At 62.8% G+C, this 21053-nt stretch carries 21 protein-coding genes; 13 read left to right on the top strand and 8 right to left on the bottom strand.

Features of this window, described 5'->3' with window-relative positions; genetic code table 11:
* The first annotated feature begins 12 nt into the window (after positions 1 to 12).
* The 4 genes from BLO97_RS14760 to BLO97_RS14745 all read left to right on the top strand — a co-directional run bounded on the left by BLO97_RS14760 (position 13) and on the right by BLO97_RS14745 (position 3982).
* Positions 13 to 1938, top strand: a complete 1926-nt coding sequence (locus BLO97_RS14760) for a phytase (RefSeq protein WP_092346467.1) — start codon at positions 13 to 15, stop codon at positions 1936 to 1938.
* Positions 1939 to 2002: 64 nt separating this feature from the next.
* On the top strand, positions 2003 to 2710 hold the full coding sequence (tolQ, locus tag BLO97_RS14755; protein ID WP_092346465.1) for a protein TolQ: 708 nt from the start codon (positions 2003 to 2005) through the stop codon (positions 2708 to 2710).
* A gap of 13 nt (positions 2711 to 2723) precedes the next feature.
* The gene (gene tolR / locus BLO97_RS14750) at positions 2724 to 3170 is read left to right on the top strand and encodes a protein TolR (protein WP_072345909.1); all 447 of its coding nucleotides are present in this window, start codon (positions 2724 to 2726) and stop codon (positions 3168 to 3170) included.
* Positions 3167 to 3982, top strand: a complete 816-nt coding sequence (locus tag BLO97_RS14745) for an energy transducer TonB (protein WP_092346463.1) — start codon at positions 3167 to 3169, stop codon at positions 3980 to 3982. The genes tolR and BLO97_RS14745 overlap by 4 nt, the downstream gene beginning before the upstream one ends.
* Before the next feature lie 158 nt (positions 3983 to 4140).
* Here the strand turns inward: BLO97_RS14745 and BLO97_RS14740 are convergent, their stop codons facing one another.
* Genes BLO97_RS14740 through BLO97_RS14720 form a run of 5 tightly spaced genes read right to left on the bottom strand, consistent with a single transcriptional unit; the run spans position 4141 to position 9692 of the window.
* Positions 4141 to 5037: a helix-turn-helix domain-containing protein gene (locus BLO97_RS14740; protein ID WP_092346461.1), complete on the bottom strand. Its 897-nt coding sequence runs from the start codon at positions 5035 to 5037 to the stop codon at positions 4141 to 4143.
* Between the two features lie 32 nt (positions 5038 to 5069).
* Positions 5070 to 5537: a response regulator gene (locus BLO97_RS14735; protein ID WP_018610463.1), complete on the bottom strand. Its 468-nt coding sequence runs from the start codon at positions 5535 to 5537 to the stop codon at positions 5070 to 5072.
* Positions 5534 to 7846, bottom strand: coding sequence for an ATP-binding protein (locus BLO97_RS14730; RefSeq protein WP_175489848.1), 2313 nt, complete (start codon positions 7844 to 7846; stop codon positions 5534 to 5536). The genes BLO97_RS14735 and BLO97_RS14730 overlap by 4 nt, the downstream gene beginning before the upstream one ends.
* Positions 7843 to 8511, bottom strand: coding sequence for a response regulator (locus BLO97_RS14725; RefSeq protein ID WP_092346457.1), 669 nt, complete (start codon positions 8509 to 8511; stop codon positions 7843 to 7845). Before BLO97_RS14725 ends, BLO97_RS14730 begins: the two co-directional genes overlap by 4 nt.
* The gene (locus tag BLO97_RS14720; RefSeq protein ID WP_092143270.1) at positions 8508 to 9692 is read right to left on the bottom strand and encodes a sensor histidine kinase; all 1185 of its coding nucleotides are present in this window, start codon (positions 9690 to 9692) and stop codon (positions 8508 to 8510) included. The genes BLO97_RS14725 and BLO97_RS14720 overlap by 4 nt, the downstream gene beginning before the upstream one ends.
* 173 nt (positions 9693 to 9865) lie before the next feature.
* On the opposite strand from BLO97_RS14720, the gene BLO97_RS14715 reads away from it, so the two are divergent.
* The 4 genes from BLO97_RS14715 (at position 9866) to BLO97_RS14700 (ending at position 14521) form a co-directional block, all read left to right on the top strand.
* On the top strand, positions 9866 to 10387 hold the full coding sequence (locus BLO97_RS14715) for an SgcJ/EcaC family oxidoreductase (RefSeq protein WP_014338290.1): 522 nt from the start codon (positions 9866 to 9868) through the stop codon (positions 10385 to 10387).
* A gap of 189 nt (positions 10388 to 10576) precedes the next feature.
* Positions 10577 to 11086: a sigma-70 family RNA polymerase sigma factor gene (locus BLO97_RS14710; RefSeq protein WP_063321215.1), complete on the top strand. Its 510-nt coding sequence runs from the start codon at positions 10577 to 10579 to the stop codon at positions 11084 to 11086.
* Positions 11086 to 12030: a FecR domain-containing protein gene (locus BLO97_RS14705; RefSeq protein ID WP_092346455.1), complete on the top strand. Its 945-nt coding sequence runs from the start codon at positions 11086 to 11088 to the stop codon at positions 12028 to 12030. Before BLO97_RS14710 ends, BLO97_RS14705 begins: the two co-directional genes overlap by 1 nt.
* 67 nt (positions 12031 to 12097) lie before the next feature.
* Positions 12098 to 14521 (top strand): TonB-dependent receptor, encoded by a 2424-nt coding sequence (locus BLO97_RS14700; protein ID WP_092346453.1) that lies wholly within the window; start codon positions 12098 to 12100, stop codon positions 14519 to 14521.
* Positions 14522 to 14557: 36 nt separating this feature from the next.
* Here BLO97_RS14700 and BLO97_RS14695 read toward each other — a convergent pair whose 3' ends face one another.
* The 3 genes from BLO97_RS14695 to BLO97_RS14685 all read right to left on the bottom strand — a co-directional run bounded on the left by BLO97_RS14695 (position 14558) and on the right by BLO97_RS14685 (position 16333).
* Positions 14558 to 14959 (bottom strand): hypothetical protein, encoded by a 402-nt coding sequence (locus tag BLO97_RS14695; protein WP_092346451.1) that lies wholly within the window; start codon positions 14957 to 14959, stop codon positions 14558 to 14560.
* Positions 14960 to 15244: 285 nt separating this feature from the next.
* Positions 15245 to 15724, bottom strand: coding sequence for a nuclear transport factor 2 family protein (locus tag BLO97_RS14690; protein WP_046062452.1), 480 nt, complete (start codon positions 15722 to 15724; stop codon positions 15245 to 15247).
* A 45-nt stretch (positions 15725 to 15769) separates the two neighbouring features.
* On the bottom strand, positions 15770 to 16333 hold the full coding sequence (locus BLO97_RS14685) for a TetR/AcrR family transcriptional regulator (protein WP_092224240.1): 564 nt from the start codon (positions 16331 to 16333) through the stop codon (positions 15770 to 15772).
* 121 nt (positions 16334 to 16454) lie between these two features.
* Between BLO97_RS14685 and pssA the strand changes: the two genes are divergently transcribed.
* The 5 genes from pssA (at position 16455) to BLO97_RS14660 (ending at position 21031) form a co-directional block, all read left to right on the top strand.
* Positions 16455 to 17798, top strand: a complete 1344-nt coding sequence (pssA, locus tag BLO97_RS14680; RefSeq protein WP_092224242.1) for a CDP-diacylglycerol--serine O-phosphatidyltransferase — start codon at positions 16455 to 16457, stop codon at positions 17796 to 17798.
* Positions 17799 to 17809: 11 nt separating this feature from the next.
* Positions 17810 to 18826 (top strand): AraC family transcriptional regulator, encoded by a 1017-nt coding sequence (locus tag BLO97_RS14675; RefSeq protein ID WP_092346672.1) that lies wholly within the window; start codon positions 17810 to 17812, stop codon positions 18824 to 18826.
* Positions 18827 to 18988: 162 nt separating this feature from the next.
* A complete protein-coding gene (locus BLO97_RS14670) occupies positions 18989 to 19960 on the top strand; it encodes an NAD-dependent epimerase (protein WP_092224244.1) in 972 nt (323 codons plus the stop codon).
* Between the two features lie 32 nt (positions 19961 to 19992).
* On the top strand, positions 19993 to 20736 hold the full coding sequence (locus BLO97_RS14665) for a glycosyltransferase family 2 protein (RefSeq protein WP_092346449.1): 744 nt from the start codon (positions 19993 to 19995) through the stop codon (positions 20734 to 20736).
* A gap of 1 nt (position 20737) precedes the next feature.
* On the top strand, positions 20738 to 21031 hold the full coding sequence (locus BLO97_RS14660) for a lipid-A-disaccharide synthase N-terminal domain-containing protein (protein WP_063321222.1): 294 nt from the start codon (positions 20738 to 20740) through the stop codon (positions 21029 to 21031).
* The last annotated feature ends 22 nt before the right edge of the window (positions 21032 to 21053 follow it).

Here is a 21053-nt window from a genome sequence, read left to right as displayed (position 1 = left end):
AGGATTTTCCCGTTGATCACGATGTTTTTCTTACCCAAGCGCTGCCTACTGGCGATGGCGCTCAGCCTGGCATCAACTGCCGCGCTGGCGGCTGCTTCAGCGCCCAAGCTAAAGCTGCAACCCTGGCCTCAAGCCGAACAACGGTCGATCAACGCCCTGGCATTCCTGCCTGGCCCTTCGACGACCGAACGCCTGGCCAGCGCCCGCGAGGGCCTGTTCTTGCTCGATGCCCAAGGTCGCGAACTGACGCGCCTGAAGGGCACCTTCGAAGGTGTCGATAGCCGTGCCCAAGGCGAGAACGTGCTGGTCGCCAGCCTCGACAGCGAGCGCCAGCAAGCCATGGTCGTCAGCCTCGACCCAAAAAGTCGCCAGTGGAGCACGCCGCTGTACCTGCCCACGCGGGACTTCCCGGTCAACGGCCTGTGCCTGTACCGCGACGAGGCGAGCAACCTGTTTGTGTTCCTGGTCGGCGAGGAAGGCAAGGGCGAGCAATGGCTGGTGGGCAATGGCGAGCGCCTGAGCGACACCGCGCAACGGGTGCGGGGCCTGCCGTTGCCGCCGGATGCCAAGACCTGCCAGGTGCAGGACAGCGCTAATCAGTTATTCGTCAACGAGGAGCGGGTGGGTTGGTGGGCCTACCCGGCATCCTCTGAGGCCGAGACCGTGCGGGTGCCCGTGGCGATGCGCGCACCGTTCGGCGAGCTCCAGCAACGCGCCGGGGCCATGGCCGTGTTGCCGGGAGGCCTGTTGGGGCTGGACCCGGAAGCGGCGCGCCTGCATGTGTATCAGCAGCAGGGAGAGGGTTGGAGTGCTGAAGCCAGTCTGCCGCTGGCGGGTCTGAAGGAACCGGAAAACCTCGCGGCGCGGCTGACGAAAAGTGGCATTGAAGTGCTGCTGCGCGACGATGACAACGGGCACCTGTACCAAGGCGAAATCAGCTGGAAACCCACGCCAGTGCCTTTGCCGCCGGTACTGCCCACTGTGACGGCCATCGTCCAGAGCGAACCGGTGGCCCGCCAGGGCGATGCCGCCGATGACCCGGCGATCTGGGTGCATCCAACGACGCCCGGGCTGAGCCGGGTGCTGGGCACCAACAAGAAGCAAGGCCTGTTGGCCTATGACCTGCAAGGCAAGCTGCTGCAGGAACTGGCGGTCGGGCGCCTGAATAACGTCGATGTGCGGGCGAACTTCAAGCTGGGCACGCAAATCGTCGATCTGGCCGTGGCCAGCAACCGAGATCGCAACAGCTTGAGCCTGTTCAGTATCGACCGCGCCAGTGGCGAGTTGCGCGAAGCGGGCGAGATCATGACGTCATTGCAGGAAATCTACGGCATCTGTCTGTTCCAGCCTGCCGAAGGTGAGCTGTATGCCTTCGCCAACGGCAAGGACGGGCGCTTCGTGCAGTACCGCCTGAGCGCGCCGGACGGCGTGGTGAAAGGCCAGTTGGTGCGCCAGTTCAGCGTCGACAGCCAGCCCGAAGGTTGCGTGGCAGATGAGCGGCGCCAGCGTCTGTTTCTCGGTGAAGAGGATGTAGGTGTCTGGGCGGTGGATGCCCGGGCCGACCAACCGGCGACCTTGAACAGTGTGATCAAGGTTGGCCCCTTGTTGCACGCCGACGTTGAGGGCATGGCCTTGTACCAGGCCAACGGCCACGACTACCTGGTGATCTCCAGCCAGGGCAACGACAGCTACCTGGTGCTCGATGCCGAGCCGCCTTATGCCGTGCGGGGCGCCTTCCGGGTCGGCCTGAACGCTGCCGCGGGCATTGATGGCGCGTCGGAAACCGATGGCCTGGAGGTGACCTCGAGGAACCTCGGCGGGCCTTGGAGCCAGGGCATGCTGGTGGTCCAGGATGGACGCAAGCGCATGCCCGAGCAGACCCAGAACTTCAAGTTCGTGCCCTGGGCCGACGTGGCGAAAGCGCTGCGCCTGCCTTGAGCGACGCTGTCATCAACCGGTCACGAACATTTCATCGAATAACCGCCAGACAGGAGTTTCAACCATGCAAGCCACTCTGGAACACATGACGATCTGGGGCCTGATCAGTGACGCGAGTCTGTTGGTCAAGGCGGTCATGCTCACGTTGCTGCTGGCCTCGCTATTGAGCTGGTATTTGATCATCCAGCGCAGCGCCGTGCTGCAACGCAACGAGCGTCAGCTCAACGGTTTCATGCAGCGTTTTCGCAGCAGCCAGGATCTGTTGCCCTTGTACCGGGAACACGCACAAGTCCGCGAAGAAGACGCTGGTGTCACGCCGATCTTTCAGGCGGGTGTGCTGGCCTTCACTCAGCTCAACCAACCTTCAAGCACGCCAGAAGTGGTGCTTGAAGGCGTCGAGCGCGCGCTGCAAGTGGCGATCAGCGAACAGGAAATACAGCTGGAAAAAGGCCTGCAATTTCTCGCCACCGTCGGTTCGGTCAGCCCCTACATCGGTTTGTTCGGCACCGTCTGGGGGATCATGAATGCCTTTATCGGCCTGTCCCAAGTGCAACAGGCCAGCCTTTCCACGGTGGCGCCGGGTATTGCCGAAGCGTTGATCGCCACGGCCATCGGCTTGTTCGCGGCGATCCCGGCGGTCATTGCCTATAACCGTTTTGCCGCTCGCGGCCAGACCCTGCTGACCCGTTACTACGCCTTTGGCAACGAGCTGCAGGCGCGTCTGCACCGCAAGCTGCACGGTGCACCGGTAAACCTGGCCACGGCCGCTTGAGAGGAGAGGGCAGATGCTCGTCAAGCCACAACGCAAGCACGGTCCCAAGGCCGAAATGAACGTGGTGCCGTACATCGACGTGATGTTGGTGCTGCTGGTGATTTTCATGGTCACCGCACCGATGCTGACCCAGGGCGTGAAGATCGAACTGCCCAAGGTCGCCAGCGAAGCACTGGCCAACGACAGTCGCCAGCAAATCCTCACTCTGTCGGTCAAGGCCGAGGGCGGTTACTACTGGAACCTGGGCGGTGAGCTGGACACCCGCCACGCTACTGACAGCGCTGTGGATCTGGAGCAGATGCGCGTGAAGGTGGCGCAGGTCGTGGCCGAGCGCAGCGATACCCAGGTGTACATCCGTGCCGACGAGCATGCCGATTATGGCCGGGTCGTTGCAGCCATGGCCGCGTTGCAGCAGGGCGGTGTGAGCAATCTGGGACTGGTGACCGAGGCGCCGCAATGACGGCGATGACCATGCACAGGCCCTCCTTGAGCGTGCCTGCGCTGGGCCGTCGCTTCTGGAAAAACGGCCTGGCGGCGGGGCTCGCCGTTGCCCTGCACGCGGGGGTGGTGGCGTTGTTGGTGCTGGGTTGGAGCGTGGAAAAGCCAGCCGCCGAGGCACCCCGGGTGTTGCGCACGCAACTGGTGATGTTGCCAGCGGCACCGGTGCCCGAAGCGCCTGCACCGGCCGCTGTTATTCCTGTAGCACCGCCATCGGCCGAGCCGACTTCGGCGCCGGTAGAAGCGCCGCGTCCCGTTCCCAGCCAACCCGTTGTCGATCCGCGTGTCCAGGCACAGAAACTGGAGCAGGCGGCCCTGGCGCGCAAACGGGTCGAGGAGCAAAAGCGCGAGCAACAGGCCCAACAGCAGCGCGAACGCCAGGAAAGCGAACGACGCAGGCAAGACGCCGAGCAGCAGGTCGCCGAACAACAGCGTCAGGCCCGGCAGGCGCAAGCACTTGCCGAGCAACGCCAAGCCGAGCAGGCGCGCCAGGCCGTCGCCGACAGCCGCAGCTACCAACCGCTGAGCAAGCAAGCCCCGGACTATCCACAGCGCGCCCTGGACAAGGGCCTGGAAGGCGATTGCACCGTGGAATACAGCGTGACGCCGGACGGGCGGATCGATAACCCCAAGGTGCTCGACGGTTGCCACCCATTGTTCATCCGACCGTCCTTGGCTGCCGCTCAGACGTTTCGTTATCAGCCGCGGATCATCGATGGCAAGGCGGTGACGGTGCCGGCAGTGCGCAATACCTTTCACTACCGGATCAAATAAACGCCGTATCTAGACATCGGCCAAGAACCCCATTGTGGCGAGGGAGCTTGCTCCCGCTGGAGCGCGCAGCGGTCCAAAAATCTTGCGCTCGCTTCGAGCGGGAGCAAGCTCCCTCGCCACAGGGGATTGTTTGGTCCGGGGACATGGTTGTGTGGTCCTTACTTGCGGTAATGACTTGGCGCCACACCCACTTCGCGACGGAATACCTGGGAGAAGTGACTGGCGCTGCCATAGCCGACCTCCAAGCCGATATCGATGACGCTGCGCTCGGTTTCCAGCAGCAGTTGCCGGGCCCGGGCCATTCTCAGTTGGATGAAGTATTGCGAAGGTGACCGCCCGGTGGCGCGTTTGAACAGGCGGCTGAAGTGGTATTCGCTCATACCGATGGCTTGGGCCAGATCACCGAGGCTGAAGGGTTCGGCCAGGTGTTGTTCCATCAACTGGGTCACCCGCTTGAGCTTGAAAGCGGGCAGGGCGTTACGTCCGGACATGTCGTCGGCATTGGCATCCAGATAATGCCGCGCCAGGTGTACCGCTACGCACTGAGCCACGCCCTGGATCAGCAAGGCACTGGTTTCACCGCGCCGGGTCAATTCCACCCGAATCTGTTCGAGCAAGGCCGAAAGTGCTTCATCCCGCCCGCCAGAGACTTCCCGCAGCTGGATCGCGCCGCTGCCGCCGGCTTCGGCAAGGGCGCGTTCCAGCAATGCCAACCCCAGGTACAGGTGCATGACCACAAACGGCTCGCGACTGGTCACTTGCCAGCGCATCTCATAAGGAACCGGGGATGTGGTCAGGAAAAAATCTCCGCTGCCCACGGTATTCGCTTCCCACGCCTCGTCGGCAACGCGCTCCTCGACGATGGCTTCCCCGGACAGCACCCAGACGAGCAACGGTTCGGCCACTGCCGGCACGACGATGTGTGCTTCGCTGCGCTCACGGACGAAGATCTCGACCAGAATCTCCTTGGCCGATACGCCGTCGGACGTCGCCAGGCGCTCGCCGCGAATGTGTGCCTGCAGGCCGGTTGCCGATGTTCGTTCAGTGACTTCCATGCTTCGCATGCCTCGATGGAACGGCCGCCAGGTCAAGCCGGGCCGGCAGCAGGACGGTGCTGGCGCAACAGTTCGATCTGCTGGGACGGGATCAACTCGCGCAACGCCTTATAGAGCGCGCGAGTTTCGAGCAGGTTCCAGATGCGCAACATGGTTTCCAGCGCGTCCAAGGGTTTGCTGATGAAGTCCCGGGCGCCGAGGGCCAGGGCCCGCAGGCGCGTGTCTCGGGTCGCGTCGGCAGTCAGCACCAGGATCGGCAGGTAATCATTGGCCGGAATGCGCCGATTGAGTTGCTCCAGCACGGCAAAGCCGTCGAACGCCGGCATGTGCAGGTCGAGGATGACCAGGTCCGGCTCGAAACTGTTGAACAGGTCGAGCGTGCGCAAAGGTTCGGTGCTGCTCAGCACGTTGTGCAACCCTTCGCGGGCCAGCAGTTGCTCCATCAGGTCCAGGTTGGGGCGCTGATCGTCGACGATCAGGATGCGCAAGTCGCGATTCATGCGGGCTCCGGTAGATAGTGCTCGAGGTGGCCCAGGAAGGCCTGGATATGAATAGGTTTGGTCAGGATCGCCGTGGCGCCGGCGTCACGCAGGGCGCGGTGGGTCAGGTCGCTGGCATCGGCGGTGATCATCAGCACGGGCGTGGCGGCGGTGGCCGGGGACTGGCGCAGGCGGCGCAAGACTTCCAGGCCTTCGAGGTCAGGCAGGCTGACGTCCAGCAGGATCAGTTGCGGGCTGTGCTGGCGAGCGAGGTCCAGGCCCATCTGGCCTTGCATGCTCGACAACAACTGGATGCCAGGGCGGCGTTGCATCAGGGTTTCGATCAGCGCCAGGCTCGACAGGTTGTCTTCGATGCACAGGACTTTGCCGTGATAGTCCAGAGGCGAACGCGTCACCGCCAGGGCGGCGATGGGTGGCAAATGCGCGCCAACTACCTGGGTGCCGGGCAGTTGCAGGGTGAAACAGCAGCCGTGTCCGGGCTCGCTGTGGACCTGCAGGTTACCTTGCATCATTTCCAGCAGGCTCTTGCTCAACGACAACCCCAAGCCAGTGCCCTCGACCTGGGGATCGGCACCCAGGCGTTCGAAGGGCTTGAACAGTTGGTCCAGCTGTTCCGGGGCAATGCCATGACCCGTGTCGTTGACGGCGATGCTCACCTGATGGGCCTGGACGCTGACTTCGATGCGCACCTCACCACCGGGCCGGTTGTACTTGATGGCGTTGGACAGCAGGTTGAGCAGTACCTGCACCAGGCGCTGGCGGTCCGCGAGCACGCCGCTGTCGTCGGGCAGCGCTGGCAGCTCGGCCAAGTGGATCCCGGCGTCGGCGGCCATTGGTGAAACCAAGGTCAGGGCTTCGTGCAGCACCGTCGACAGGGCGATCGGCTCGATGTTCAGCGGCAGGCGCCCGGCTTCGATCCGGGCAATGTCCAGCACCTCGTTGATCAGCGCCAGCAAGTGCTGGCCGGCCCGCAGGATATGGCTGACCTGGGGGCGTTGGCCAGCCGTGGAGTCCATGTCCAGCAATTGAGCAAAACCGAGGATGGCGTTCAGTGGCGTACGCAGCTCATGGCTCATGCGCGAGAGAAACTCGCTCTTGGCCCGGCTGGCGCTTTCGGCTTCTTCGCGGGCGGTACGCAGGGCGATCTCGGCAGCGCGTCGGTCGGTGATATCGCGGGTGATCTTGGAAAAACCGCGCAAGGCGCCGGTGCCATCGTATTGGGCGGTGATGACCACGCTGGCCCAGAAGCGGCTGCCGTCCTTGCGGCAACGCCAGCCTTCTTCCATGTAATGACCGTCGCGGGTGGCTTCGCGCAAGGCCATGTCCGGGTGCGCCGGGCATTCCTCGGCCAGGTAGAACAGGGAAAAATGGCGGCCGAGGATTTCCTGCTCGGTGTAGCCCTTGATCCGCTGCGCGCCGGCGTTCCAGGTGGTGACGTAGCCTTGGGCATTCAGAGCGAAGATCCCATAGTCCTTCACGCCATCGATGATCAGCCGCAAGCGCTCCTCGTTGTCGCGCAGGGCCCGCTCGCGTTCGGCGAGCAACTGCCCGGCCTCCACCAGGCGCGTGCCGAGCTGGCCTATTTCGTCCTGCTCCGGCGGTTGCGGCAACAAGGGCTGGCCCAATGCCAGGCGCTGCGCGTTGCCTTGCACGTGCTGGACGCGGGCGACAATGCCCTTGGACAGGAACAACACCGCGACAATCGCCCCCAGCAGCCCGCACACCGCCGCCAGCAAGGTGGCGAACAACAGGCGCATGCGCGTGGCCGAGGCGGCGGCGCTGCGGTCGGCGAGCAGGGCGTCCTCGCGGATGCGCATGGCGCTGATCTGCTCGCGCAGCACATCCAGCACCTGTTTGTTTTCGATCAGGATCGCGGTGATGGCCTCGGGGTCGTCGCGCTTGCCGTTGCGCAACGCGAGCAGACCGTCGAGTTTGTCGGCGATCAGCGGGGTGATGGTCTTGAGGTGTTCACGCATCCTGGCATCGCGAATGTTGTGGTCCAGGCGCTGCAACGCCGCGTGGATCAGCGGCGTTGCCTGTTCGTAGCTGGGCAGGAAATCTTCACGCCGGGTCAGCAGGTAACCGCGCACGCTGGCCGCTGCCTCGGCCAACAGGGTATGGACTGTCTGGATATCTCCCTGGACCAGCAGCACCCGGCGCACGTCCTCTTCGGCCCGTGCGGTCTGGCGTTCGGTGATATAGATCAGCACCAGCGACAACAGCAGGACTACCAGCGGCAGGGAAATCACCACCAGGGCCTTGCCTCGCAAGGGTAGGTCGGCCCAGCGGCGGGCGGCGAGAAACCTCATGGCCATTGCCCGGAGGGTTGCGCCACCAGGCCCAGGGCAACGCCGCGCACGGCGGCCTGGGTCCGGTCGGCGGCGCCCAGTTTGCCGATGACTCGCTCTACGTGGGCCTTGGCCGTGCCGGGCGCGATGCCCAGCTTTTCGCCGATTTCGCGGTTGCTGAAACCGCCGGCCACCAGCCCCAGGACCTGGCGTTCTCGGGCGGTCAGGGCCTGGACTTGAGTGGCGCCACTGGCACCGCGCTCGGCCATGCGGCGCAGCAGGCGCGCGCTGACCGAACTGTTCAACGCCTCTTCGCCCTGGGCGACCCGTTTGAGGGCATCGAGCATTTCATCGCGGCTGGCGTCCTTGAGCAGATAGCCGACCGCGCCCGCACCGATGGCGGCTTCGAGGTGGTCTGGGCTGTCATCCATGGTGAAGATCACGACTTTGATTCCGGGCTGGCGCTGTTGCAGGATCCGCGCCGCGCCCAGGCCGTTGAGGACGGGCATGCGAATGTCGAGAATTGCGATGTCCGGCTGTAGCCGCTCGCACAGGTCGAGGGCTTCCTGGCCGTCGCGGGCCTGGCCGACGACCTCGAATCCCGGGTTGCCGGCGAGCATGCTGATAAACCCGGTGCGGGTGACTTCGTGGTCATCGGCCAGCAGCAGGCGCAAGGGCGGGTTCATGGGTGTCCTCCGTGGGCCGGTAGCGGCACGCTGGCCAGCAGTCGGGTGCCGCCACCGGGCTGGCTGCAACAGCTCAAGTGGCCGTCCAGCAAGTGCGCGCGTTCCTGCATGGCGGCCAGTCCCAGATGGCAACTGCCATTGGTTTCGATGGGTTGCTCCAGGGCAAAGCCACGGCCGTCGTCCTCCACGCGCAGGCAAGCGTGGCCGTCTTCTACCGCCAACCCCAAACACACGTGGCTGGCCTGGGCGTGCTTGAGGATGTTGTTGATGCCTTCCTGGGCAATGCGAAACAAGGCGATCTCCGTGTGGCCCGGCAGGCGCGCGGTGCTGTGTTCGACCCAGGTCACCGTCAGGTCCGCGTCACGCAGGCGGTCGGCTTCCTTGTCGACGGCCTTGTACAGGCCGAAATCATCCAGTACGTGGGGGCGCAGGCCACCGATCAGTTGCCGGCCCTCGCCAACGCAGCCTTGGGCCAGGTCGAGGATGCTTTGCAGTTCGTTCGCCAGTGCAGGCGGTAGCGACGGGCAGCGACCGGCGAAGCCCTGCAAGCGCTGATGCAAACCGGCGAGGTTCTGCGCCAGGCCGTCGTGCAGGTCGTAGGCCACGCGCTTGCGTTCGTCTTCCTGGGCGCTGAACAGGCGGTGGACCAACTCGGACATAGTCCGCTCGCGGGCCTGGAGTGCTTCGAGCAGACGGCTGTTCTCCAGGTGCGCCGCCAACAGCGTTGCCAGCAATTGCAGCGATTCGATGTCTTCGTTGTCCGGCGCGCCGAGGGCCACGCTGTTACCCAGCAACAACGCCCCGAACGCTATACCGTCGGAGGCCCGCAACGGCACCCGCAAGACCTGGGGCAGGGCGCTGCCGGGCGACTCCAGCCATTGTGGGCCGGGCGTTTGTGGCCGGGCCAGGTTGGCGAGCAGCTCGAGTCGCTCCGCGCTGCCGTGGCTGGCGAGGGTGCGCAACGGGTGGTCCGGTGCCCACTCCAGCAGCAGGCCATGGTCCATGGCCATGAACGCGCACGCCCGTTGCAGCGCACGCTGGCGCATGGCCGACAGGGGCAGTTGCGTCAGTTCATGGCCGGTGCCCAGCAGCAGGCCCAGGCGTGCGGCGCGGCTTTGCGACTGGCGATATTGGCTGCGGATGGCCAGGGCGCTGCCGGGGTCATGGGGTGGGCTTTGCATGGGGAACTCCAGCGTGGAAGAGGACCGGTCCGGTTCGCGGTGGCGTCATTAGAACGTGTCACCGGCACCGGGCCTATCTGCCGAACGGCATAGGCGATTGGCACCGGTTGGCCGATGGCGAAGGCAGGGAAGGCCGGCAAAGTGGAGCCATTGAAACCCAAAGGAACGCTTTGATGAAAATGAAAACCTGCGCCATTGCTGCTTTATTCCTGCTGGCCGCACCGCTTGTCCAGGCGCTTGAGGCTACGCCTTATGTGTATCGCACGGTGGCCGAGCAGCCCAAGAATGTGAATGACCGTGAGATCGCGGCCCTGTTCGACCGCTGGAACGCCGCGCTGCAAACCGGTAGCGCCACAGCCGTGACCGGCCTCTACGCCCCGGATGCGATTTTGCAACCGACTGTTTCCAACAAGGTGCGCAACACACCGGCGCAGATCCAGGATTACTTCGAGCATTTCCTGGCCGGCAAACCGGTCGGGCAAATCAACTACCGGGAGATCCGCCATCTGGGCCCCGATGCGGCGATGGACAGTGGTGTCTATACCTTCACGCTCACCCAGGCCGACGGTTCCAAGCGCGAGGTCCAGGCGCGCTACACCTTCCTCTATGAGCGCCTCGATGGCCAGTGGAAGATCATCAACCATCACTCATCGGCCATGCCCGAGGTGGCGAAGACCTTGCACGCCAGTCACTGATCGCACTGCTCGCTCCCACAGGTTTCCAAATCTGCCCTGTGGCGAGGGAGCTTGCTCCCGCTGGGCTGCGTAGCACCCCCCAATCAATCCCATCCCCTGTTTAGACACACTTTGTATAAAGAGCTTGGATTAACGCGCGAACATTAATTAGAATCAGTCTCATTTAAGACTTTGCGCAGGCTTCTGGACATGTGTGATGCAGTTACGCCGACGGAGCATTCCCTCCATGCGTTGTACCGTGACCACGGTAGTTGGCTGGAAGGCTGGCTGCGACGGCGCATGGGCAATGCCTGGGATGCGGCGGACCTGCGCCAGGATACCTTCCTGCGGGTGCTTTCCAGTTCCCAGACATTGGCTGACCTGCAAGAACCCCGGGCTTATCTGCTGACCGTTGGCAAACGTCTGCTGAGCAATTTCTACACCCGGCGCAGTCTGGAACAGGCGTATCTCGACGCCCTGGCGAGCCTGCCCGAAGCCTGCGCACCGTCGCCAGAGCAACGCTGGCTGCTGCTGGAAACCCTGCAAGCCCTGGACGAACTGCTCGATGGCCTGCCGCCCCTGGTGCGGCGGGCTTTTCTCTGGAGCCAACTTGAAGGCCTGGGTTACCGCGAGATCGCCGAACGCCTGCACGTGTCCGAGCGCACCGTGAAACGCTACATGGCCCAGGCCTATGAGCATTGCCTGTTGGTGGACTTCTGATGCGCTCGGCCCCTTCACCCGAAGCCCGCGAAGCGGCGCGGGCGGCGGCTCGCTGGTTGACCCTGATGGAGTTCGACGCAGATGCGTTCGACTCCGCAGCCCTGCAACGCTGGCGCGACAGCAGCGCTCATCACGAGGCGGCCTGGCAGAAGGCCCAGCGATTGCGCCAGCGCTTTGCCGGGGTGCCCGCGTCCCTGGGCATGGCAACGCTGGACCGCCCAGTGCTGGCTCGGCGCGAGGCGCTCAAACGCGCATTGGGCGTCGCGGCATTGGTCCCGACCGCTTGGTTGCTGGGGCGAGAGCTGCCATTGGAGGCCTGGCGCGCTGATTTGCACACCGCCACGGGCGAGCAACGGCGCTGGTCGCTGGTCGATGGCAGTGCGCTGCAACTGAACACCGACAGCGCCGTTGACCTGGACCTCAAGACGCATCGCCTGGTGCTGTTGCGCGGCGAAATCGCCCTCACGCTCGCCGGGCGCACGCCGCTGTCCGTTCAATCACCCTACGGGCTCATCACCGTCGGTCGTGGCGAAATCTGTGTGCACCTGGGCGAACGCGATTGCCGGGTGTCGGTGGTCAGCGGCTCGGCACACCTGCAACCCTTGCGCGGGCCATTGCTGAGCCTGGAAGCAGGCCAGCAGGTCAACATCCAGGACTCGGGCGCGGGGCCAGTGAAGGCGTTCGACGTGGCACAGCTGGGTTGGCGTGAGGGCCTATTGGTTGCGCAGGACCAGCCACTGGGGCATTTCCTGCGGGAACTGAGCCGCTATCGCCCCGGGGTGTTGCGTTGGGACGAAACCCTGGAACCCCTGCGAATCACAGGCAGCTTCCGCCTGGACAACACCGACCGAATCCTCACGCTGCTTGCGGCCAGCCTACCGCTGGACGTGCACATGCGCACTCGCTACTGGGTCACGTTGACACTTCGCAAAAATATGGCCTGAGGCCTGTCCCCTTTTTTTGTCTCGCTTGTCATTCAAGGCAACTGAACAAAAATGAGAGCGCTTTCCAATGTCCGCAGTTGCACCTTTGCTTTTGCGCCCGGCCTTTGCCGGCTGGCGTCCGCTGTTGAACCTGAGCCTCATGCTGAGTTTGAGCGCCAGTCCATTCTTTATCTCATCGAGCCTGGCCGAAGATGCCGACCGGCGCAGCTACCAGGTGCCGGCTGGCAGCCTCGGCGTGGCGTTGACCCGGTTTGCCGGGCTGGCGGGCGTCAACCTGTCGGTGGACCCGGCCCTGGTGAGTGGTCGCAACAGCGCCGGCCTTTCGGGTGAGTTCGGGGTTGAGGAGGGGTTTGCCCGGCTGTTGTCGGGCTCGGGCCTGCAATTGCAAGCGGTGGGTGAGCAGGCCTATATCCTGACGCCGGCACCGGAACGCGGCAGCCTGCAACTGGCACCCACCTCGATTCTCGGCGCCACGGCGTCGACGGACAGCCCGGCGTATGCCGGTGGCCAGGTTGCTCGTCGCGGTTCGCAAGGCTTGCTGGGCTCGCGGGACTTCATGGAAACGCCGTTCAGCATGACCACCTATACCAGCGCGGTGGTCAAGAACCAGCAGGCGCGTACCTTGGGCGACCTGATCGCCAGCGACCCCTCTGTCCGCGCCACCAACCCGGCGGGCGGGCGCTACGAGCAGTTCACCATTCGTGGTTTCAGCCTGTTCAACAGTGATGTGGCGTACAACGGTCTCTACGGCATCTTGCCGACCTACACCATCGACATGGAGATGGCCGAACGCGTCGATATCCTCAAGGGTCCGAGCCAGCTTATCAACGGTATCTCGCCGCGGGGCAGCGTGGGGGGCGGGATCAATGTGGTGCCCAAGCGTGCCACCGACAAGCCCATCACCTCGTTCACCGGCAGCTATGCCTCCAACAACCAGCTTGGCGGTGCCGTGGATGTCGGTCGGCGTTTTGGTGACGATGACAAGTTCGGTATCCGTTTCAATGGCGTGAAGCAGGCGGGCGATACCGAATGGGATCACCAGAGCGTGGACCGCGAGATGGCGGTGCTGGGCCTGGATTTTCGCGGTGAGCGCCTGCGACTGTCGACGGACATCGGCCACACCGAGCGTAACACCGACGCGCCCCAGGAGCGCGTGCAGGTGGGTGCCAATGCACAGGTTCCTCACGCCAGTGACGTACGTGACAACTACGCCCAGTCCTGGAGCAAGGCACGCACCAAGGACACCTTCGGCGCCGTGAACGCTGAATTCGACGTCAACGATTCCGTCATGCTGTATGGCGGTGTCGGCGCGCGCAAAAGCGAGCATGACTTCCTCAGGCACAACGTTTCGGTCATCAACGACGCCGGTGACTTCACGGTCCAGCCCCGAGATTTTACCCGCGACGAAAATGTCCGCACGGCCACGGCCGGGGTGCGCAACTGGTTCCATACCGGTCCGGTGAGCCATGAGGTCAACCTGGCGGCCAGTTATTTCTACATGGACTTCGAAAATGGCGGCGCCCGCTACGCCAACGGTCGCAGCAACCTGTATGACCCGGTACAGACCCCGACGCCGAGCAACCCGACCCGACAGGACGACAAGGTCTATACCGAGAACCGCTTCAGTGGCGTGGCCTTGTCCGACACCCTGGGGCTGTTCGATGATCGCTTGCTGCTGACCCTCGGCGCCCGCTGGCAGCGGGTGAAGGTTGACGACTGGACGAATAACGTCAAGGGCGACACCGCCTACGACGAAGAAAAGGTTTCGCCGTCGGGCGGCATCTTGTTCAAGGCGACCGACAAGCTGTCGTTGTATGCCAACTACATGGAAGGCCTGAGCCAGGGCAAGATCGCGCCGTCGACATCGGTGAACGAGGACGAGATTTTCCCGCCATTCATCAGCCGTCAGGTCGAGGTGGGCGCCAAGTATGATGCCGGTCCGTTCGCCGTCACCGCCGCCCTGTTCCGGATCAAGCAGCCGGCCTATGCGACCGACGCGACGACGCGTGTCTTCGGCCCGAACGGCAAGCGAGAAAACACCGGCGTGGAGTTGAGTGTGTTTGGCGAACCGCTGAAGGGAACCCGTTTGCTCGGCGGCGTGATGTACATCGACAGCGAACTGACCCAGACCACCAACGGCACTTTCGACGGCAACCGCGCACCGGCCACGCCGAAGTTCAACGTCAACCTCGGCGCCGAGTGGGACGTGCCGACGCTACAGGGCCTGACCCTGACCAGCCGTGGCATCTATTCCAGCTCGCAGTACCTGGACCAGCCCAACACCAAGGAAATCGATTCCTGGGAACGTTTCGACGTGGGCGCCCGCTATGCATTCAAGGTCGACGAAAAACACATCACCCTGCGGGCCAATATCGAAAACGTGGCAGACAAGCGCTATTGGAGTTCGGCCGGCGCGTCGGATGACAGTGAGCCTGGCTTGACGCTGTCGACCCCGCGCACCTATCTGCTTTCCGCAACCGTGGATTTCTAGGCCGAGGTGCCGCTCCAGGGAAGGAGCCGCCTGGGTTCAGATGTCGCGAAACAGATCGTGGGCATCCAGCAACCGCCAGGCGATCTCGGGGCGTTTTTCCAGACCGCGGCGAATGGCGGCGGGGATTGACTGGCGAATTTTCCGGCACAGGCCGGGCTGCTCCTGGAATTCGATGGCAATGCCGCGCATGGTCCGCACTTCGTTATAGCCGGGCTCGACGCTCAAGCGGATCCCCAGGTTCTCGTACAGGCGTTGCTGCAGGCGCTGGAGTTCGTCGAGGCTCTGGATGTTCTCCAGGCGTTCAAGCAGGCGTTTTTCTTCCTGGCGATTCAGGCAAAGGATGCGCAGGTCGCTGCCAGGCGCTTGCAGCAAGGCATCACGGCCACAATTGCAGACGCCGGGCGGGCAGGGGGGACGGATCGGAATCGACGCGGTCATGGGCTCCACAAAAATCTGCTGCACAACGAAACAGCGAGCTTATCGCCGGCCCAGGCAATGTGATGCCTGGCGGCATGTGGGTCAAGCCTGTTGGAGGGGCCGCTTGTCTGGCGCTGCTGTGGGCGCTTGCTCGTGATAGCGGTGAGTCAGTTTGCACCTTTGTCGGATTTGCCACCGCCATCGCGAGCAAGCTCGCTCCCACATTGCGGATACACATGTTGTGCCCGACATGGATCCCCTGTGGGAGCGAGCTGGCTCGCGATAACGGTGGTTCAGTCAAGAGCGTTACAACCCCAACTCAGACAACCCCGGATGATCGTCCGGCCGGCGGCCCAGCGGCCAGCGGAACTTGCGCTCGCTTTCCTTGATCGGCATGTCGTTGATGCAGGCATAACGGTTGTACATCAGGCCTTGTTCGTCGAACTCCCAGTTTTCGTTGCCGTAGGAGCGGAACCAGTTGCCCGAATCGTCGTGCCATTCGTAGGCATAGCGCACGGCGATGCGGTTATCGGTGAAGGCCCAGAGCTCCTTGATCAGCCGATAATCCAGTTCCTTGGCCCATTTGCGGGTCAGGAACGCCTTGGCTTCCTCGCGGTTATGGGCGAATTCGGCGCGGTTACGCCATTGAGTATCCAGCGTGTAGGCCAGGGATACTTTTTGTGGGTCACGAGAGTTCCAGCCGTCTTCGGCCAGGCGAACTTTCTCGATCGCCGATTCACGAGTGAACGGCGGCAACGGCGGGCGAACTTCGGAAGAGGCAGACATGGCGGATCTCCAGTGAATTGACGAATTGCACAAGGGTTCAACGGGTCAGGCGTGTAACAGTTTTTTCAGCAAGTCCTGGGCGTCGTCAGCCGCGCTGTGGTCGCCCATGACCAGCGCCACGGTAATGGCGCCGTCAATCAGAATCAGGAGTTGGCGGGCCAATGCGTCCGGGTTCTGGACACCTTGTTCGACGCACAGCCGGGTGACGTAATCGAGCAACTTCTGTTTGTGCATCTTCGCCACTTGGCGGACCGGATCCTGTGGATCGCCTGTCTCGCCACTGGTGTTGATGAATGCACAGCCGCGGAAACCTTCGCTGTCGAACCAGCCCTTGAGTACGGTGAACAGGTTGAGCAGCCGCGCCGTCGGTGTCGGCGCCTTGTCCACTTCGCTGCTGAACCAGTGCATCCAGCGCTCATCCCGCCGCCTGAGGGCGGCCACGATCAGGTCGTCCTTGTTGGCGAAGTAGCGATAGACACTTTTCCTGGAGACGCCGGCGGTTTTCACCAGAAGGTCCATGCCGGTGGCGGCGATGCCACTTTTATAGATCAACTTTTCGGCGACATCGAGGATGATGTCTCGTGTTTCATTACCAGTGATTTCGTTCATGAAACAAAAGTAGAATGATCGTTCTCCTTGGTCAAGTCTTTTTTTCTTGAGGACAGGAAGACCCAAACCCATCCATGGTGTAAGCTCATCCGTTCTTCGGAATCGACCTTTTGCGAGCCCTATGCCGTCGCTTTTCAAACGCTCCCTGCTGCCCAAGCTGCGCAGCTTTGCACTGACCGCCGACGCGGTGACCATCCTCGATGGCGCTGCCCAATTCCGCCGTTGCCTGCTGGAGAAAATCGCCCAGGCCACCCAGCGCATCTACATCGTCGCGCTGTACCTGCAACAGGACGAGGCCGGCCAGGAAATCCTCGATGCCCTGCATGCCGCCAAGGCCGCGCGTCCGGAACTGGATGTGGTCGTGGTGGTGGACTGGCTGCGGGCCCAGCGCGGGCTGATCGGCGCCAAGAAGCAGCCGGGCAACTCGGCGTGGTACCAGGAACAGACTCGCACCCATGCCAGCGAAGTGCCGATCTACGGCGTGCCGGTACAGACCCGCGAGCTGTTCGGCGTGCTGCACTTGAAAGGCTTCGTGATTGACGACTGTGTGCTCTACAGCGGCGCCAGCCTGAATAACGTCTACCTGCACAAGTTCGACAAATACCGCTACGACCGCTATCACCTGCTGCAGAACACGGCACTGGCTGATTCGATGCATCACCTGGTGCAGCACGGCCTGATCACCTCCAGGGCCGTGCACCGCCTGGACCTGCCGAACCTGCCCAGCACCCGCAGTTTGCGCAAGGACATCGGCGACCTGCGCAGTCGCCTCAAGTACGCGACCTATGACACCAGCGTGGGCAGCCTCGATAAGAGTGGCCTGTCGGTAAGCCCGTTGCTGGGGGTGGGCAAGAACAATCCGCTGAGCCGGGTGATCGGTGAGCTGATCGCCAGCAGTCGCCAGCAACTGACCATTTGCACACCGTATTTCAACCTGCCCCTGGCGGTGACCCGGGAGCTCAATCGCGCCCTGGCCCGGGGGGTCAAGATCGACATCATCGTCGGCGACAAGACCGCCAACGACTTCTACATTGCGCCAAGCGAGCCGTTCAAGATCATCGCGGCGCTGCCATACCTCTACGAAATCAGCTTGCGGCGCTTCGCCAAACGCCATCAGCGCGCTATCGACAGCGGCCAATTGAACCTGCACCTATGGCGTGATGGGGACAACACCTATCACCTCAAGGGCATGTGGATCGATGAGCGCTACACCTTGCTGACCGGCAACAACCTCAACCCGCGGGCCTTTCGCCTGGACCTGGAAAACGCGCTGTTGCTGGACGACCCCAAGGGCGAGTTGCTGGCGCCGCGCCAGGCCGAGCTTGAACAGATCTACCGCCACACTCACCGGATCGAGCGTTACCTGGACCTGGAAACCCTGCCGGATTACCCCGATGCCGTGGCCAGGTTCCTGAAACGGGTCAGCCGGGTGCGGATAGAACGGCTGCTTTACCGGATCCTGTGAACACCGGCGCCATGTCGAAAAAAGACACCATCTCCATTCAGTTGGTGCGTGAGGCGCTGCTGCAAAGCTGCGCTCCCGGAGCGGCTATCGATGAGGTATTGAGCAAGGTGGGCATCGATCCCGCATTGCTCGACGACGCCCAGGCGCGGGTCCCGGCCCATGCCTATGCGCGGCTCTGGCGTTTGCTCGCCCGGCGCCTGGATGATGAGTTTTTTGGCATGGACCCGCGCAAGCTCAAGTCCGGCAGCCTGGCGTTTCTCTGCCAGTGCGCCATGGCCCAGTCGACGCTGGCGAGCGGCTTGACGGCGGGGCTGGGTTTTCTGTCGCTGATGCTCGAACACCTGCCGGCCCAGTGGGTGCGCCAGCAAAGCCTGGCGGAGATCGTGCTGCTGGAAGACGATCAGGAACCGCGCCGGGCCTTTACCTACTTCACCTACTGGATGATCGTCCATGGGGTGGCCTGCTGGTTGGCTGGGCGGCGCATTCCCATTCTTTCCATCGAGCTGCGTTGCCCGGCGCCGGATTTCTGCGACGACTACCGGGTGATGTTTTCCCAGAACCTGCGTTTTGACCGGCCTCGCACCCGGATGATTTTCGCCGCCGAATGCCTCGACCTGCCGATCAGACGCAACGCTGATGAGCTCAAGCGCTTCCTGGCCCAGGCCCCGGCCAACATCCTGGTCAAATACCGCGACCCGCAAAGCCTGGCCAGCCGTATCCGGCACGACCTGCGGCAGTTGCCTGCCGAACAGTGGCCGGAAACCGAGGCCCTGGCCCAGCAGCTGTGCGTGTCCGCCTCCACCCTGCGTCGACGCCTGGCGGAGGAGGGCCAGACTTACCAAGGCCTCAAGGACAGCGTGCGCAAGGACCTGGCGATCACCTGGCTGGCCGAGCCTTCCATCAGTTTCGTCGAAATCGCCTCGCGCCTGGGTTTTGCCGATGCCAGCTCCTTCTACAAGGCGTTTCGCAAATGGTCCGGGTCCAACCCGGGGCATTATCGCAGCCTGATTCTCAACGACCCAGATTGACCCATCGGGTGGCCTCCAATCTTGTGCCTACCCAAGCTCCCACAGGGTTTTTCGCTACGCTCGTAAAACCGTCATTTTCTTCTGATACAAGCCTGTGCAAGCCCCGGAAAAGCCGGACCATCCATCAGGGTAATGTATGCAAATGACCGTTTTGGGCCGCGTATGAGAGTACTGGTCACCGGTGTCGCAGGGTTCATCGGATTTCATACCGCCAAGCGGCTGTGCAGCGATGGTCATCAGGTCATTGGCATCGACAACCTCAACAGTTACTACAGCGTCGAGCTGAAACAGGCACGACTGGCTCATTTGGCCGAATATCGTGATTTCCGCTTTCAGCTGCTGGATGTGGCAGACAAACAGGCACTGTTGGAGTTGTTTGCCGAACACGCCTTCGACCAAGTCGTCCACCTCGCGGCCCAAGCCGGCGTGCGCTATTCCATCGACAATCCGGACGTTTATGCGCAAAGCAACCTGGTAGGTTTCCTCGACATATTGGAAGCCTGCCGTGCCCATCGGCCGGCGCACCTGATTTTCGCCTCGAGCAGTTCGGTGTATGGCTTGAACGACCGCCTGCCGTACGCCACGACCGACCCTGTCGATCAGCCGGTGTCTTTCTATGCCGCTACCAAGCGCGCCAATGAGCTGATGGCTCACGCCTACTCGCATCTCTATGGCATTCCCACCACCGGCCTGCGGTTTTTTACCGTGTATGGGCCTTGGGGACGGCCCGACATGGCGCCCTTCAAATTCACCGATGCCATCCTCAACGGTCGCGCCATCGACGTTTACAACGACGGCGCGATGTCTCGCGATTTCACCTATATCGACGACATCGTCGAGGGCCTCGTGCGCCTGATTCCGCTGCCGCCGACCGATGAGACCGGCGTGCGCAACAAGGTCTACAACATCGGCTTCGGCTCACCGGTGAGGCTTTTGCAGTTTATCGAGTGCATTGAAGAAGCGCTGGGCATCCGCGCGATAAAGAATTTCTTGCCACTGCAATCGGGCGACGTGGTCGACACGTGGGCGGACACTCGTGAACTGGAGGCGCGGGTGGGGTTTCGCCCACAGGTCGCGGTGCCCGTCGGTGTGCAGTCGTTTGTCGATTGGTACCGCGACTATTACGCCGTCTAACCACTCATTTCCCAGCTTTTTTCTGGAGCATCATGCACGAACCCCCTTATGTATCGGTCCTGATTCCAGCCAAGAACGAGGCAGGTAATCTCATTCCACTTCTTGAAGAAGTGCGCGCGGCGTTGGCCAATGAGAACTTTGAGGTCATCGTGGTGGACGATGGGAGCACCGACGCCACCGCCGCTGAGTTAAGCACCTTGCAAGGTAGCGGCTACCAGCAATTGCGGGTGCTCAGCCACACCCGTTCCCTTGGGCAGAGCACCTCGGTCTACCACGCCGCTGAAGTGGCACGCGGGCATTGGTTGGCAACCCTGGACGGCGACGGTCAGAACGACCCGGCCGATCTGCCGAAAATGCTCGACCTGGTGCGCGGCTCCGAAGGCACCCCCGCGGGCGTCAAGCTAGTGGCAGGGCATCGCGTCAACCGCCGGGACACGGCGAGCAAGCGTTGGGCCTCGCGATTTGCCAACAAATTGCGCGCCAGCCTGCTCAAGGACCAGACGCCCGATACCGGTTGCGGCATCAAGTTGATCGAGCGCGAGGCGTTTCTGCGCCTGCCGTATTTCGATCACATGCACCGTTTCATTCCGGCGCTGATCCGCCGTCACAACGGCCGGATGCTGGTTCATCCGGTCAATCACCGTGAGCGCGGGGCCGGGGTGTCCAATTACGGCAACCTGGACCGGGCGCTGGTGGGCATTGTCGATCTGTTCGGGGTGTGGTGGCTGATCAAACGCACCCGCCTGGACGTCAACGCACAAGAAACCGAGGTTTGAAATGGGCAGAGAATCGTTGTGGTTGGCCGTTGGCTTCGGTGGTCAATTGGCATTCACCGGGCGTTTTGCCCTGCAATGGCTGTACAGCGAATACAAGAAGCGCAGCATGATTCCCGTTGGCTTCTGGTACCTGAGCATCGTCGGGAGCGCGCTGTTGCTGGCCTATGCCATCTACCGCGAAGACCCGGTGTTCATTGTCGGCCAGTCCTTCGGCTTTATCGTTTACCTGCGCAATTTGCAGTTGATCGCCAAGCATCATGAGCAGGAAAACCCCGAACTGGCCAAAAAGGGCTGAGACGGTGCGGATACGATTATCT

The organism is Pseudomonas sp. NFACC05-1 (assembly GCF_900100135.1).
Classification (GTDB): domain Bacteria; phylum Pseudomonadota; class Gammaproteobacteria; order Pseudomonadales; family Pseudomonadaceae; genus Aquipseudomonas; species Aquipseudomonas fluorescens_Q.
Note: the sequence above shows the minus strand (reverse complement) of the source record. Positions and strands in the feature narration are given on the sequence as shown.

Coding starts and splice junctions, on each gene's coding strand:
- tolQ (WP_092346465.1), top strand. CDS start 2,003: ATGCAAGCCACTCTGGAACACATGACGATCTGGGGCCTGATCAGTGAC.
- tolR (WP_072345909.1), top strand. CDS start 2,724: ATGCTCGTCAAGCCACAACGCAAGCACGGTCCCAAGGCCGAAATGAAC.
- BLO97_RS14745 (WP_092346463.1), top strand. CDS start 3,167: ATGACGGCGATGACCATGCACAGGCCCTCCTTGAGCGTGCCTGCGCTG.
- BLO97_RS14740 (WP_092346461.1), bottom strand. CDS start 5,037: ATGGAAGTCACTGAACGAACATCGGCAACCGGCCTGCAGGCACACATT.
- BLO97_RS14735 (WP_018610463.1), bottom strand. CDS start 5,537: ATGAATCGCGACTTGCGCATCCTGATCGTCGACGATCAGCGCCCCAAC.
- BLO97_RS14730 (WP_175489848.1), bottom strand. CDS start 7,846: ATGAGGTTTCTCGCCGCCCGCCGCTGGGCCGACCTACCCTTGCGAGGC.
- BLO97_RS14725 (WP_092346457.1), bottom strand. CDS start 8,511: ATGAACCCGCCCTTGCGCCTGCTGCTGGCCGATGACCACGAAGTCACC.
- BLO97_RS14720 (WP_092143270.1), bottom strand. CDS start 9,692: ATGCAAAGCCCACCCCATGACCCCGGCAGCGCCCTGGCCATCCGCAGC.
- BLO97_RS14715 (WP_014338290.1), top strand. CDS start 9,866: ATGAAAATGAAAACCTGCGCCATTGCTGCTTTATTCCTGCTGGCCGCA.
- BLO97_RS14710 (WP_063321215.1), top strand. CDS start 10,577: ATGTGTGATGCAGTTACGCCGACGGAGCATTCCCTCCATGCGTTGTAC.
- BLO97_RS14705 (WP_092346455.1), top strand. CDS start 11,086: ATGCGCTCGGCCCCTTCACCCGAAGCCCGCGAAGCGGCGCGGGCGGCG.
- BLO97_RS14700 (WP_092346453.1), top strand. CDS start 12,098: ATGTCCGCAGTTGCACCTTTGCTTTTGCGCCCGGCCTTTGCCGGCTGG.
- BLO97_RS14695 (WP_092346451.1), bottom strand. CDS start 14,959: ATGACCGCGTCGATTCCGATCCGTCCCCCCTGCCCGCCCGGCGTCTGC.
- BLO97_RS14690 (WP_046062452.1), bottom strand. CDS start 15,724: ATGTCTGCCTCTTCCGAAGTTCGCCCGCCGTTGCCGCCGTTCACTCGT.
- BLO97_RS14685 (WP_092224240.1), bottom strand. CDS start 16,333: ATGAACGAAATCACTGGTAATGAAACACGAGACATCATCCTCGATGTC.
- pssA (WP_092224242.1), top strand. CDS start 16,455: ATGCCGTCGCTTTTCAAACGCTCCCTGCTGCCCAAGCTGCGCAGCTTT.
- BLO97_RS14675 (WP_092346672.1), top strand. CDS start 17,810: ATGTCGAAAAAAGACACCATCTCCATTCAGTTGGTGCGTGAGGCGCTG.
- BLO97_RS14670 (WP_092224244.1), top strand. CDS start 18,989: ATGAGAGTACTGGTCACCGGTGTCGCAGGGTTCATCGGATTTCATACC.
- BLO97_RS14665 (WP_092346449.1), top strand. CDS start 19,993: ATGCACGAACCCCCTTATGTATCGGTCCTGATTCCAGCCAAGAACGAG.
- BLO97_RS14660 (WP_063321222.1), top strand. CDS start 20,738: ATGGGCAGAGAATCGTTGTGGTTGGCCGTTGGCTTCGGTGGTCAATTG.